The following is a 13783-nucleotide window of genomic DNA, read 5'->3' on the forward strand; positions in this document are numbered from 1 at the left end:
GAGGTGTTTCATATATCAATTGAATTGCTTGAACCAAGCGCCTATTTGACCTTGGTTTTACGGATCATTTTATACAGCATGCCTGGCGATAAACGCGACATCCAGGTTCCTAGCACTTCTTTACGACCACCGACAACAATATATTCCTCGCCCTTCATTAAGGCTTTGACAGCTATTTGGGCAAACTCCTCGGCCTCCAAGCCATTTGCCGTCGCTTCATTATCAAAGCCCTGAGCTTTGCCTTCCCCATTCAGGGCATTAATCGACACATTGGTTTTTACAAAGCCCGGGAAAATCACCGAAACATCCACACCATCCTCCGCCACTTCAGCACGTAAACTGTTAGCCCACATATGAATCGCTGCTTTGGCCGCTGAATAAGAAGCACGGTATTGGGTTCCCAGCAGGCCGGCTACACTGGAAACAAAAACAATCCGGCCAGATTTTTGCTGTAAAAAAGTCGGCAATACGGTTTTGGTCAAAAACACCTGTGAGAAATAATCCACTTCCATAATGGCGCGCTCAGTTTGCATGCTGGTATCCAAGATCAGCGCACGTTGACTCAGCCCGGCATTATTGATCAGCCAGTCAATCCGGCCTTTTTCGCTCAGGACCTGTTCATAGGCTTGGCGTACCTGGCTTTCATCAGTAATATCTGCAGTAATAGCAAGATGCTGGTCCGGATTAAGCAAACTGATACGGACTTTTTCCAGTTCTTCATAACGGCGTGCCGTCAATATGACCTGTGCCCCCTGCATCGCACACTCCTGTGCAATTGCTTTACCAATCCCCGAGGATGCCCCGGTAATCCAGACGACCTTGTCTTTTAAATTTTCCAGCTTTGCCATTGAATCCCTCTTATCTTTGATAATATTCGCTGTGTATTTAGAGTTTGCTGCCCTTTAAATGGAGTGCGCTATAAACCAGCTTGAGCAGATCAAGTAAGACCAAGTTTCATACCGAAATCTGCGAGAGTTTTAACTCCATGAGCAAGAACCAAGCATCGCGTTGTTCACAGTACAAGAGGACGAGTATATTTTTCTGCCGCTATATCTTGATGAGTCATTCATTTAGAACAACGCAACTTCTTGCCTCATCTCAGCTATAAAATCTTGCGAGATATCTCACTCACGTCGCAACCGTAAATAAAGGGTTAGCAAACCCTCACTTCATCTTCCAGAAATGCTAAAAAATGCTCGAAATAATGACTCATGGTATGTACATCATAGATGCTCCCCAGTTTATCAAAACGCTTATAACCGAGCTGCGTGGTTAAATTAATCACACCATTCAGGGTTTTATCAACTACCACATTAAATTTCAGGATACTTTTGGGCTGACGTACCAAATGGGTGACACCCTGATCCACTACTTCAATGAAAGCTTTTAAAGCCAGTGACACAGCATGCTGATTGCCGGCTTTCATATCATAGGCATAGCTGAGCAAGTCTGTCACCAGATGCGGTTCAACCGGATAACGCATAAAATAATCCCCTTCATTTTCATGCGTCAGGTCATACAAATAGTTAACCAAAGGCAGCAGCCGCTGATTGGCAAAAAATGAAACAGACCATGGCATATATTTATGAATGGTATCGAGAATCTGCTGAATCACCTTTTCTGACTCATGATCCTGGGAAGTGGACAGACGGGCGACTTGCCCAAAAACCTGTTCGATAATTTCACAGGCCATATCCGCCAGATTTTCTCCCAAAGGTTTGGCCAGGCTAATCTGATCTCCAGCATTTAACCGGGAATGAAGCTCTCTAAAACGGTGATGAGTTTCAGGCTGAAGTTGTAGATAAATGTTATAGCTCATCTGGGTCTCCTCATATCCGAGTCGTATTCTTGTCATTTGCGATGAGTCGCCTTTTATTCCGTTCTACCATAGGGCCATCAATCTCTCAAGCAGTCCGGTTAAAGTTTGCATCTGCTTGGACTGCCGCAGTCCTTATTTTTTTTGCTACAATAGCTACAATTTTTCATCTACTTTTGATCTGTTCGAACTATGACTGATTCAGCGCAAAATATTGCTACAACTTACGATCCGACTGAGATCGAGAAAAAATGGTACCAAACGTGGGAAGAGCGTGGCTATTTCAAGCCCTCTGAAAAAGGTGAATCATTCTGTATCATGATTCCACCGCCAAACGTCACCGGTAGCTTGCATATGGGTCATGGTTTTAACAATGCCATTATGGATGCCCTGACCCGTTATAACCGCATGTCTGGCAAAAATACGCTTTGGCAGCCAGGAACTGACCATGCCGGCATTGCCACCCAAATGGTGGTAGAACGTCAGCTCGGTGCAGAAGGTATCAGCCGTCATGATCTGGGCCGTGAAAAGTTCATTGAAAAAGTCTGGGAGTGGAAAGAACAATCAGGCGGAAATATTACGCATCAAATCCGTCGTCTGGGCTCTTCTGTGGACTGGTCACGTGAACGCTTCACCATGGATGATGGTCTATCCAATGCAGTCAAAGAAGTGTTTGTAAAATTGCATGAAGATGGCTTGATCTACCGCGGTAAACGTCTGGTTAACTGGGATCCAAAACTACAAACTGCGCTTTCTGACCTTGAAGTTGAGTCTGATAAAGAAGAAGCAGGTTCACTGTGGCACTTCAAATACTTCTTTGAAGATAAGTCACTTCGTACCCACGACGGTAAAGACCACATCGTTGTTGCAACGACTCGTCCTGAAACATTGCTCGGTGATACAGCGGTTGCTGTTGCGCTTGATGATGAACGCTATGCGCACTTGGTAGGTCAAAACATCATCCTGCCGATTACAGGCCGTGCGGTTCCAATCGTTAAAGATGAATATGTCGACAAAGAATTCGGTACAGGCTGTGTAAAAATCACCCCTGCACACGACTTCAATGACTATGACGTGGGTAAACGTTGCGAATTGCCAATCATCAACATCTTCAACAAAAATGCGGAAGTGTTGAGCGATTTTGAATACATCGCAAAAGCGGGCGAGCAAATTTCTAAAACCATCCCTGCCCCTGCAGACTACATTGGTTTAGAACGTTTTGAAGCACGTAAAAAATTGGTCGCTCAAGCAGAAGCGGAAGGCTGGTTAGACCAAATTCAACCGTACACCTTGAAGCCACCTCGCGGTGACCGTTCAGGTGTCATTGTTGAGCCATTACTGACTGACCAATGGTATGTAAAAATTGCACCACTTGCCAAACCTGCCATTGAAGCGGTTCAAGACGGTCGTATCAAGTTCGTACCTGAGCAGTACAGCAACATGTACATGGCGTGGATGAACAATATTCAAGACTGGTGTATCTCACGTCAATTGTGGTGGGGTCACCGTATCCCTGCTTGGTACGATGCTGACGGCAATGTATTTGTTGGTCGTGACGAAGCTGAAGTGCGGGCGAAAAACAACATCCCTGCTGACGTTCAGTTAAGCCAAGATGAAGACGTACTTGATACCTGGTTCTCATCTGCTCTTTGGACATTCTCGACTTTAGGCTGGACAGGCGATGCGAAAAAAGATGCTGAGAACTACTTCTTAAATACCTTCCACCCGACTGATGTACTTGTCACTGGTTTTGACATCATCTTCTTCTGGGTTGCCCGCATGATCATGATGACCATGCACTTCATGAAAAATGAAGATGGCACCCCACAAGTACCGTTTAAAACTGTGTATGTACATGGTCTGGTACGTGATGGCGAAGGTCAGAAGATGTCTAAATCTAAGGGGAACGTACTTGACCCACTCGACTTGATTGACGGTGTAGATTTAGAAACACTGGTACAAAAACGTACGACAGGGCTCATGAACCCGAAACAGGCTGCTAAGATTGAAAAATCAACCCGAAAAGAATTCCCTGAAGGAATTCAGTCTTACGGGACTGATGCGGTTCGTTTCACCTTCTGTGCGCTTGCCAACACCGGTCGTGACATCAAGTTCGACATGAAGCGTGTTGAAGGTTACCGTAACTTTGCCAACAAGATCTGGAACGCAACCCGTTTCGTGATGATGAATGTTGAAGGTCAAACCATTGGTTCAGAAGCACGTCAAGACCTGTGGGAATTGCCTGAACAATGGATTGTCAGCCGTCTGCAAAAAGCGGAACAGGCAGTACAAACAGCATTTGCAACCTATCGTTTAGACCTGGCTGCACAAGCAATTTATGAGTTCATCTGGAATGAATACTGTGACTGGTATGTAGAACTGACTAAACCAGTTCTGAATGATGAAACTGTATCTGAAGAACGTAAAGCTGAAGTGCGTCGTGTTCTTCTTGCAGTAATGGAAGCGTCTTTACGTTTGGCTCATCCGTTGATGCCTTATCTGACAGAAGAAATCTGGCAAACGCTTGCGCCGAAACTCAACATTTCTGGCGAAACCATTATGCTTGCGCAGTACCCTGTTGCTGACCAAGCGTTAATCAATGACCAAGCTGAAGCGGACATGCAATGGCTGCAAGGTTTGATTGGTGCGGTACGTAACATCCGTGGTGAGATGGGCTTAGGCAATGCGCGTTTGTTGCCTGTTCTGCTTCAAAACACCACTGATGCTGAAAAAGCACAAATTGCACGTATTGAACCATTGTTTAAAGCATTGGCAAAAGTTGAAAGCATTACTTTCCTGGCGGATGCTGAACAACCGCCATTGTCATCGTCTTCTGTAGTCGGTCATGTGTCTGTATTCGTTCCAATGAAGGGCCTCATTGACCCTAAAGCGGAATTGGGTCGTCTGCAAAAAGACTTAGACAAGGTTCAAAAGCAGCATGACCAGATCGCGAATAAACTTTCGAATGAAGGTTTTGTAGCAAAAGCACCTGCGGCTGTGGTTGAAGGTGAGAAAGTGAAACTTGCTGAGTTTGCGGATCAGTTAGCGAAAATTAAAGCGAATATGGAGCAGATTGCGGCGCTTTAATTTCTTGTTAAATCTCTAAAAAATAAGCTAAAATCCCCTCAAATTTGAGGGGATTTTTATGCGTTTTTATACATTTGATGAAATCAATAACTATGCTTTAAAAGCTAGATCAAAATCTCAATATTACAGCTTTGATAATATTTTAAATGAGACAATTCAAGAACAACAAAACCGCAATAGTTTTGATATTTTTCTTTCACATTCATCAAAAGATAAACAACTAATCTTAGGAGTAAAACAATTCATCGAAGACAGTGGATATAGCGTATATATCGATTGGGTAGATGATCCTCAGCTTGATCGAGCTAATGTCAATGTTCAAACTGCTGATGTACTTCGCACTCGAATGAAGCAATCCAAATTTTTATTATATGTAGATTCAAATAATGCTACTGCTTCAAAATGGATGCCTTGGGAATTAGGCTATTTTGATGGTTATAAACCAAATAAAATTGGCATTTTGCCGATTAGACAGAATCCAGAGGGATACTACACAGGACAAGAGTATTTAGGACTTTATCCCAAAATTGAAAAAAACAGCCTAAATGTTTTGAATGAATTTAAATATGCTGAAATAAATGGAAGCTTATTCACAACATATTTTACAAAAACTTCAGGTGTGTCACTTCGATGAACACACCTGAATAATTCTTAAATATTAACTCTCAAATTATATTTGTCTACATTGCTTCGGTTTCTAAGTGCTTTCTCAATCCAACTGTCAAATTGACTTAGAAACTGACTCCATGTACATGTAACAATATAATTATTATCATATAATCCATATGAATATGCAGGTTTAAGATTATTCTTATTCATTCTTACAATTTCAAATCCAAAACCATAATTATTAACATAATTATAGTTTCCAAATAAATCAGGTAAAACCACGGCTAATATGGCATTTGGATTACTATAATTGCCTCGTCTATTTTTAGTTCTAAGTGAATACGAAACTTCCCAAGGAATCCATTGATCTTTCTCAAATGGATATGAAACTTTCATATTCGGAGAAATAAGAACAATCGTAATAGAACTATCAAAAATCTTATCTGCTAGTTTTGAATATATTGTAGATTCTTTAAAGGTTGCTAGCGATTCACCATCATTTTCACCTTTGTTAAGGTGACCATATTTAGGTAAAAGTTTTTGTTGGATAATATCAACATAATGGCGTGGTGTTGTTTGTTCCCAATATGAAGTGGAACTTAGTTTTTGTACGCTTGAATCAGCATACTTATATGAAATAAAAATCTTATTCCCCACCTAAAATCCCCTTAAATAATTCGTCAAATAATGGTAAATAACAAAAATCTGTTAATAATCTTTCATTTTCAAATTTATTTTGAAAATATAAAATCCGTGAAGCTGCACCTGTTGATGCTATTGGGAATACAGGAACATCAGGATGAGCTTCTTTGAATAGTTTATATTCATCTTCTACCCCCTCCATTCCTCCAATAAAAATAGCTGCACAGAAATCATTTTTAACAATCATTTCTTCACGCATGAGCTGCAGACTAGAAGCTCTATCCTGTAAGGCATCTGTACGAATAATTTTTTCTACGTATTCATTTTCAGGTGGAAAAAATTTAGCAAAAAAATTAGATTGGTAGAGCGTAACGTGGTCTTCAACTTTCAGCTTTTGCTTTTCTAAAACCAATTTAATCAATGGAGTTATAGAGGGATGACCTCCCCACACCAACTCTGCTTTCGGTAAAACAATTCTAGCTAGAGCAATCACGGCATCACGTATTGCTGTGTTATCCGCAGTATCAAAATACTTAGGGTCTCTATCAGCTAAGGGAATACTTGCCGATAAAAATATTTTTTTTAAATTGCTAGCCATTCTGACACCTTACCAATTTCTTTGGTTTTTACTGGCAAATGCTCATTTAACCAACTTAAATGTCGCACCCAAATATCTCGAATATGAATTTCATCATATAGAATATAAATTTTATCTAAACCTTCTTCATAAATAGACTTAATCAAAGTTTGTGATTGTTCATAATTAAGTGCATTTGGTATACCAATAGCAGGAACGACTACCGATTTTTCACCATCTTTTTCAAGCTCAATGAACTTATGGCTTGAAAGCGTTGCTGTTACCTTTGATTTTTCAGCATAATGCATGAATGTAGAAATAAGCTTATCTTGACGTGAAGCTAAAGTTCGTGCTCTCAATGCTTCAGTAAAATGGACAATTTTTGAAAGACTATCTTCATTTAACTTAGCATTAACATTACGAAAATCATTGTTTATGAAGTCTGATGCTTCTAATTTGAATATTTCTGAGAGTTGCGCTCCCTGTATTACAGTATACTCGGGCCATACAATTTGAACTAAGCCAATAGATGCAAGATTTGCTTCACTTAACTCCTTCTGTGTCCATTCACTTTCCAAATAATTTTCTGTACTTAGTAATACAACCACATCGCTATCAATCATTCTCTGCAATAATTCTTCTTGGAATGACTCAGATTTACGAATCGAATGAGTATCTAAGAATACATCGAAGTTATGTTGTTCAAGATATTCATATAGCTGAATCGCAACGCCTGATGAATCGCTACGCTTATAACTTACAAATGCACGGCGCTTTGCTTTAAGTAGATTAAAAGCCTCTAAAGCATTATTCACAACTTTTACAATAGCCAAATCCGTTGTCAATCTTAAAATACTCAATCCATTATATTTTTGAATTGATTTAGGTACTAAATTATTAAATTCAGATAAATCCTCATCAATCAATGGCAGTAATAAAGTTGCATCCTTTACCAATTTATTAACAATGGCTTCATCTAAAAAGCTGGTGTCAGTTCTTTGTCCCATATAAATACAAAAAGCGGGATTTGCATCTGTATATTCTTCAAAATTATATCTATCAAGAATTTTAAAGAATGACTTATCAATTCCTAATTCATCAATTCTTTCAAAAAAAACATCTTTAACTTTTGGGAATAATTGATGATCAATTGCCCCCATAAATATTAGTTGATAATAGTGCTTCAAAGCAGCCTCTTGATTTTTAATATTTGATCAAATATATCTGTTCAAAAAGTTATAATTCAAGGCTAAATATCTATTATTTTTAATTTTTTTATAAAACTCCATGCTCCAACAACATCTCCAACCCGCTCTCTTTCTCCATAAAGCTCAGTCTTTGCTTTTCTGCTTTCAGCTGTTGCTTGACCGCAGACACATCCGCATCAATCTGCTTATATAAGTCCGTAATATTCAATCGCCCTTTCGACTTCTGGACTGCAATTTTGGCTTTATTTGACCACACGAGAAAGTTAATCAACTCCTGAATCTGTATCTTTAATGCTTGACTTTGCGCTTCCAACGCCTGTTGGTAAAACTTGACTTGCTCTGCGTTTAAACCCTTATTTGAACCAGTTTTACTTTGTTCCACTTCAAGCTGAAGTTTCAGTAAAAAGAATAAATCTTCCTGATCATAGGCTTCATTGACACGTTGTAACAGTTCGGTCTTTTCAACTCTTTTAGATTCATCTAGCTCACGGTCAGGGTGAATAATCGAGGCAATTTTTAAATACACGATTTTAAGTGACTGGTTTACTAACTTTTCCGCTTGCGCTTGTTTAGCTTGCTGACGCTTTAATTTGGCTTGCTCTTTTGCTTGTTGATATTGGTCATTATTCCAATCTTCATCAGCGGGAGATTCAATATTTTCAGATTGATCAAAACTGTCTGTATTCTTCTTTTTGGTTTTTTTCTTTGAATATTCATCTGCCTGCTGATAATAAGCATACATTTTTTCTACTTCATCTAACTGCTTTTGACTCAGCAAATGAGAACCTTGGAGTAAGCGAGCAAGCGTTTGGATTTTATCTTCCACCACGGCACGATCTGACTTGCTTAAATCATAATAACTTAGGCTATTCCACAGTATCTGCATTTGCTCATACAGCGTGCTATATAACTCGCGATACGCAGGCATGAGCGCCTTTTGACTATAGACACGAATTTCATCTTTAGCAGTTTGCCATGCCAGCAGTAACCGCTTTTGTTGCTCAATCTGATCAATCAGCACATTCAGCTTTCTATGCTGGGGTGAGACATCTAAAATAGCGTGTGGCGTAGTTTCTAACTCAAAGGACATGACGTGCAAGAAAAACAGGACAGAGCGATAAGTTTAACGCTTTTATACCTGAGCTGTATGCCCACAATCGGTACAAATATGCGCCCTATTTGGGCAGCTTTTGTTTAATATCAAGGAATCGATACGACAGGGCTTCCAGTCATCATTGTACTGAAAAGGAGATTCAGATGCCGACGCAAGCAGATTTAATCTTTAATCAGGAACTTGCCGCATGGGTGCAAGCGATTGGCTCTGTAATTGCAATTTTTGTGGCGATTAGTGTGCCCTTATATTTAAACCATTTGGCACAAAATCGTGATGATGCCCTGCAAGACAAGCAAAAACAGAAGTACTTTGTCACCCTGCTCCCTACCCTATATCGTATTCGCCGTTATAGCACTGAATTTATTCAACAAATGCAGTTACATCAGCAAAGTACCCAGAATATCCTGCAAACGCTGGAAACTGAATACCTGGAACTGATTCCAGTTTTTTCCAAGGAACTGCATATCTTTGTACATAGTCAAATTTATGACTCCAACCTGAATCAACTGGCATTTGAACTGTTTCATTCTGAAGAGATTCTGCAACAACATTTATTACAGCCGCAGGATCAAAAACAGCTCAAACATCAAGCTTTACTCAGCAAGCATAGCCAGCATATTCACGATCTAAGTCATCAGCTGATTATGCAGATTGAAAAAATTTATGCCCTACAGGATTAAACTTATTTTCAGTACTCGGTTAGATCAATAAACTCACTCAATAAAATTTATATTGCGATCTAAATCTAAAATTCGTTTTATTAAGTTAATGTTTTCTGTATTCAAAAGCTTACATAAACACAGAGCAAATAAACGTGTCAGATTGCTAGACTCTAAACCAATAATGAGATGCAGGGACAGCTTATATGGATTGGGCCACGATCTTTATCCACGATACCACCTGGGAATTTGCCACTGAAATTGTGGTGCGCTGTGTGTGTATGTTTATCATGATTATTTTATTTTTACGGCTGACCGGTAAACGTGGCGTACGGCAGCTTTCGGTATTTGAACTGGCCATTATTTTGTCCCTCGGCTCGATTGCCGGTGATCCAATGTTTACCAAAGATCTACCCCTGATTCAGGCACTGCTCATTATGAGTATTATCATTGCTATGTACCGCCTGACCACATGGCTGATGATGAAGTATCAACCCTTTGAAGATTTGCTCGAAGGCAAACCGATTTATATCGTTGAAAATGGCAGATTGGTGGTCGAAGAAATCAAAAAAGGTAAAATGTCACATGATGAATTCTTTGCTGAAATGCGTCAGCAAGGTATCGAACATCTGGGACAGGTCCGTACCGGACTACTGGAAACAGATGGAAAGTTCAGTATCCTATTTTTTAAGCCAGAGGATGTTCGACCTGGCTTACCTCTTTTCCCCAAAACCTGTATGACCATTCAAGACGTGAAGCCAGAGCAGCTTTACGCCTGTATTTACTGTGGACAAGTTCAGCATCTTTCTCATGTAGAACAGATCTGCCCACGTTGTACGAGCGCGGATTGGATAGAAGCCATGAACAGTTATCGCGTCACTTAAAGTAGACCGATGTTTCAGATAAATTAAAAATTCTAATTAGGGCCGATGCTCACAGAAAGGTCATGCTTGATTCATCATACGCCCCCCCAATGTCTAAAGTAAGATATAAAGTTGCCTAATTACAGCGCTTACTCAAATAAAAAATCCAAATTAAAACTTGTATTTCAAGCCTATAGCAATTCTCAGGCTTTATTAAAGACATCTTATCGTCAAGTATGTAGATATAAAAAATCCCACCAAGTGGTGGGATTTTTTTAAACTTCAGCTCATCAATTAGAAGCTATATTTGCTCATTAAACCAATACGGTTATCTTTGAATTTTTCATTATTAAAGGTTTTACGCTCACCGTTGACATACTCAATACCGAACTCAAGTGGTTTAACTGGTGAATACACCAGGTTTAACCATGCTTGTTGTACCTCTTTATTTGCAACAATATTAAGTGGCGTATTATTAATTTTTGCGTAGTCTGTGTCTTTGTCAGCAAACAATGCGCCATAACCAAGTGAGGTTTTTAAGTTAGGTAAAATACTGTAAGTTAAACCCGTTTGTACTGCCCAAATTTCATTTTGCTCAATACGACGGTCATCTTCAGCCTGTACGAATGCAGCATTGGCATTGGTACCATACAAAATACCATTTACACCTTTGGTATAGCTGACATCTAGCGTCGCTTTTAAAGGATCAAGCACTTGATACGTTGTACCTGCTGCTAGCCCCCAACCTGTTTTACGCTTGTTGATATCTTCATCTTTATACACTTCAACTAAAGCACGCGCAGACGCATTACCTTTGTTGTCATCAAAGTTGTGTGCCAATTTAGCGGTCAATGTTGGTACGCTTGATTTGATGCCTTCAGCACTTGAGTTTGGCTTTTCTGCCGCCAGGAACAATTGCGTTGCCGGTGCCAAATCAAAACCATACCGAACCATTGGTGTACGGGTAGTACCCCCACCGACGTTGGTGCTGAAGTCAATCATAAATGGTGCGTGATTTGACAAGAAGTTAGATTGGGTTTGACCAATCAACCAGTTTTCATAGGTTAAATATGCGTGACGTATACGGAATGAATCACTAGACCCTGCGAAATCGCTTTCAAGTTTACCGCCCACCTCTGCACCGTTGACATTGGTTTTAAAATCTAGGCCAATTCGTGTTGTTTTTGCTGTTGCAACGAATTTATCTTTGGTTTGTTGAGCATTTGGTTGACTGGTTTTACCGTTACCAACGTTAGCAACATCAGAAAAGTCACCTTTTGAACCTTCAATGATATAGTTCGCATCACCACGAACAAAACCATATAGCTTCACTTCGGTATCTGATTTTGTAGCTAGCGCTTTCGGTGCAGCTGCTGATGGTTGGGGTGCCGCTTTAACCTGTTCAATCTGCACGGCTTGATTTTGCTGAACTTGTTGCTGCTGTACGACTAATGCTTTTAATGCTTCAATTTCTTGACGCAACTGCTTAATTTCTTTTTGCTCTTGTGTTTCAGCATGTGCAACCGTCCCCATCATCAAGGTGGTTACTGCAACTGCTAATCCTTTAGCTAAAAACTTTCGTGTTAAAACTTGACTCATTACATTCTCCATATTGAACAAACGTTCATTGGCTTTGAAAGCTTGCTGATTCCCAAAAACCTAAACCGTGTTGAATATCTATAATTATAAACTGACTTATTTGATTATCTCGCGAGATAACTCCTGAACAATATGCAGGGTTAAAACATCATCCTGATCACATCACCTGATTTTACTGGATTTACGTTTTAACCTGCCTATATAACAAGTCGTTTGAAAACATCAGGAATTTAACAATTTTTAACTCAGTTTGAAATCATTTTTATCTCATACTTTTAGCTAAAATATGTATTAACGACTTTTTCAAAATATATTGATTATTTTTAATACGGATTTAATTGATGTCTTTGCAATGATTAGGATTTCTGCGTTGTTCTGCCCCACAATATGATCGGCCATAATAGCAATACACTGATCCATACAATATAGGTTAAATACTGGGTATAGCCCAGATAATCTCCTAATATCCCGCTCAGGCTATATAAGCCCCCACTCACTGTGGCCATCACCGAAACTTGAAAAGTAAAATCCGTACCCGCCAGATGCTTGCGGCTATATTGCATAATCAAGGTCAACATCACCACCAAAAGCATGGCAGACACCATATCTTCTGCGGCATTTATGGCATAAATGACCCAATGATTGATTGGTAGCTGCGCTTCATATTGTCCGGCTAACCAGGCATAAGCCATCAGCGTCAATATTTTAACTATTGAAAAAACCAGCAGACTTCGCGATCGAGACCAGTATTTCAGACACCAGCCAGCCAACCCTGCGCCGAGCAAGGCAGCAAAAGCCCCTAACATGGTCACGTAGATACCAATCTGGCTCAGGCTCAAGCCCATATCAACCATCAAAGGTTTTAATAACGGCCCGGATAATCCATCAGCGATTTTAAAGGTCAGTAAAACCAGCAGCCACCTCGCCAAGGTAGAATCCGAGCAGAAATATCGAAAATAGGTTTTCATTCGAATTCGGGTCGAAGCCGGCACTGTTTCGGATACAGCTAAATGGTGCGAGGGTTCTTTAAATTTTAAAATCGGCAGCATATTTAGAAAAACCAGTGCAGCCAAGAATAAAAAAGTGCTTTGCCATTGCAGTAAATCCAGAAACAGTAAAATCGCTCCGCCACCCACAATAAAGCCCAGACGTGAGCCAATCACCTGAAAAGTATTGCCCCAATGCTGCTGTTCATTTTTTAAGATATTAACTGCCAGCGCATCGGTAGCAATGTCCTGAGTCGCACCGACCCCATTCATCAGCAGCAATGCGGTAAAAAAAGCCAGTAGATACAATGGCTGGTTTAAAGCCTGAATAGGTAAAAAAGACAGACCTATTAATACGGCAACTGACAGCAATTGCAGTGGAATAATCCAGCTTCGATAATGCCCTTGGGCTTTAACTCCGTAACGGTCAACCAGCGGCGCCCAGAAGACTTTAATCGACCAGGGCAACATGAGCAGACCAAATCCCCCGATATGCGCCAAAGACACACCCTGTGCTCGCAGAATCACGGGTAAGGCATGAGTCATAAACCCAACCGGAAGTCCCTGCGCCCAATATAGGGAAAACAATAAAATATAAGTATTCCGCATATTTAGACTAGGTC

At 40.2% G+C, this 13783-nt stretch carries 12 protein-coding genes; 4 read left to right on the plus strand and 8 right to left on the minus strand.

The window, feature by feature from the left end:
• Window positions 1-41: 41 nt before the first annotated feature.
• Together E5Y90_RS09600 and E5Y90_RS09605 are read right to left on the minus strand one after the other, a co-directional pair.
• Window positions 42-848, minus strand: a complete 807-nt coding sequence (locus tag E5Y90_RS09600) for an SDR family oxidoreductase (RefSeq protein ID WP_174660097.1) — start codon at window positions 846-848, stop codon at window positions 42-44.
• 305 nt (window positions 849-1153) lie between these two features.
• Window positions 1154-1819 (minus strand): hypothetical protein, encoded by a 666-nt coding sequence (locus E5Y90_RS09605; protein ID WP_151205160.1) that lies wholly within the window; start codon window positions 1817-1819, stop codon window positions 1154-1156.
• A gap of 189 nt (window positions 1820-2008) precedes the next feature.
• Here E5Y90_RS09605 and E5Y90_RS09610 point away from each other — a divergent pair, with 189 nt between their 5' ends.
• Together E5Y90_RS09610 and E5Y90_RS09615 are read left to right on the plus strand one after the other, a co-directional pair.
• Window positions 2009-4903: a valine--tRNA ligase gene (locus E5Y90_RS09610; RefSeq protein WP_174660098.1), complete on the plus strand. Its 2895-nt coding sequence runs from the start codon at window positions 2009-2011 to the stop codon at window positions 4901-4903.
• A 58-nt stretch (window positions 4904-4961) separates the two neighbouring features.
• Window positions 4962-5537: a toll/interleukin-1 receptor domain-containing protein gene (locus E5Y90_RS09615; protein ID WP_174660099.1), complete on the plus strand. Its 576-nt coding sequence runs from the start codon at window positions 4962-4964 to the stop codon at window positions 5535-5537.
• Window positions 5538-5554: 17 nt separating this feature from the next.
• Here the strand turns inward: E5Y90_RS09615 and E5Y90_RS09620 are convergent, their stop codons facing one another.
• The 4 genes from E5Y90_RS09620 to E5Y90_RS09635 all read right to left on the minus strand — a co-directional run bounded on the left by E5Y90_RS09620 (window position 5555) and on the right by E5Y90_RS09635 (window position 9029).
• Entirely contained in the window at window positions 5555-6169 is a 615-nt protein-coding gene (locus E5Y90_RS09620; RefSeq protein WP_174660100.1) for a TIR domain-containing protein, read from the minus strand.
• Window positions 6159-6752 carry a hypothetical protein gene (locus tag E5Y90_RS09625; protein ID WP_174660101.1) on the minus strand — a complete coding sequence of 198 codons (594 nt, stop codon included), beginning with the start codon at window positions 6750-6752 and terminating at the stop codon, window positions 6159-6161. The genes E5Y90_RS09620 and E5Y90_RS09625 overlap by 11 nt, the downstream gene beginning before the upstream one ends.
• Window positions 6737-7891: a toll/interleukin-1 receptor domain-containing protein gene (locus E5Y90_RS09630; protein ID WP_217485901.1), complete on the minus strand. Its 1155-nt coding sequence runs from the start codon at window positions 7889-7891 to the stop codon at window positions 6737-6739. Before E5Y90_RS09630 ends, E5Y90_RS09625 begins: the two co-directional genes overlap by 16 nt.
• Window positions 7892-8006: 115 nt before the next feature.
• Window positions 8007-9029: a molecular chaperone DnaJ gene (locus E5Y90_RS09635; RefSeq protein ID WP_174660103.1), complete on the minus strand. Its 1023-nt coding sequence runs from the start codon at window positions 9027-9029 to the stop codon at window positions 8007-8009.
• Between the two features lie 167 nt (window positions 9030-9196).
• On the opposite strand from E5Y90_RS09635, the gene E5Y90_RS09640 reads away from it, so the two are divergent.
• Together E5Y90_RS09640 and E5Y90_RS09645 are read left to right on the plus strand one after the other, a co-directional pair.
• Window positions 9197-9733 carry a hypothetical protein gene (locus E5Y90_RS09640; protein ID WP_174660104.1) on the plus strand — a complete coding sequence of 179 codons (537 nt, stop codon included), beginning with the start codon at window positions 9197-9199 and terminating at the stop codon, window positions 9731-9733.
• A gap of 185 nt (window positions 9734-9918) precedes the next feature.
• Entirely contained in the window at window positions 9919-10596 is a 678-nt protein-coding gene (locus tag E5Y90_RS09645) for a DUF421 domain-containing protein (protein ID WP_174660105.1), read from the plus strand.
• 273 nt (window positions 10597-10869) lie between these two features.
• Here the strand turns inward: E5Y90_RS09645 and E5Y90_RS09650 are convergent, their stop codons facing one another.
• Together E5Y90_RS09650 and E5Y90_RS09655 are read right to left on the minus strand one after the other, a co-directional pair.
• Window positions 10870-12174 carry a DcaP family trimeric outer membrane transporter gene (locus E5Y90_RS09650; RefSeq protein WP_174660106.1) on the minus strand — a complete coding sequence of 435 codons (1305 nt, stop codon included), beginning with the start codon at window positions 12172-12174 and terminating at the stop codon, window positions 10870-10872.
• Between the two features lie 356 nt (window positions 12175-12530).
• Entirely contained in the window at window positions 12531-13769 is a 1239-nt protein-coding gene (locus E5Y90_RS09655; RefSeq protein WP_174660107.1) for an MFS transporter, read from the minus strand.
• Between the last annotated feature and the right edge of the window lie 14 nt (window positions 13770-13783).

This window comes from Acinetobacter sp. 10FS3-1 (assembly GCF_013343215.1).
In the GTDB taxonomy this organism is placed as follows: Bacteria; Pseudomonadota; Gammaproteobacteria; order Pseudomonadales; family Moraxellaceae; genus Acinetobacter; species Acinetobacter lwoffii_C.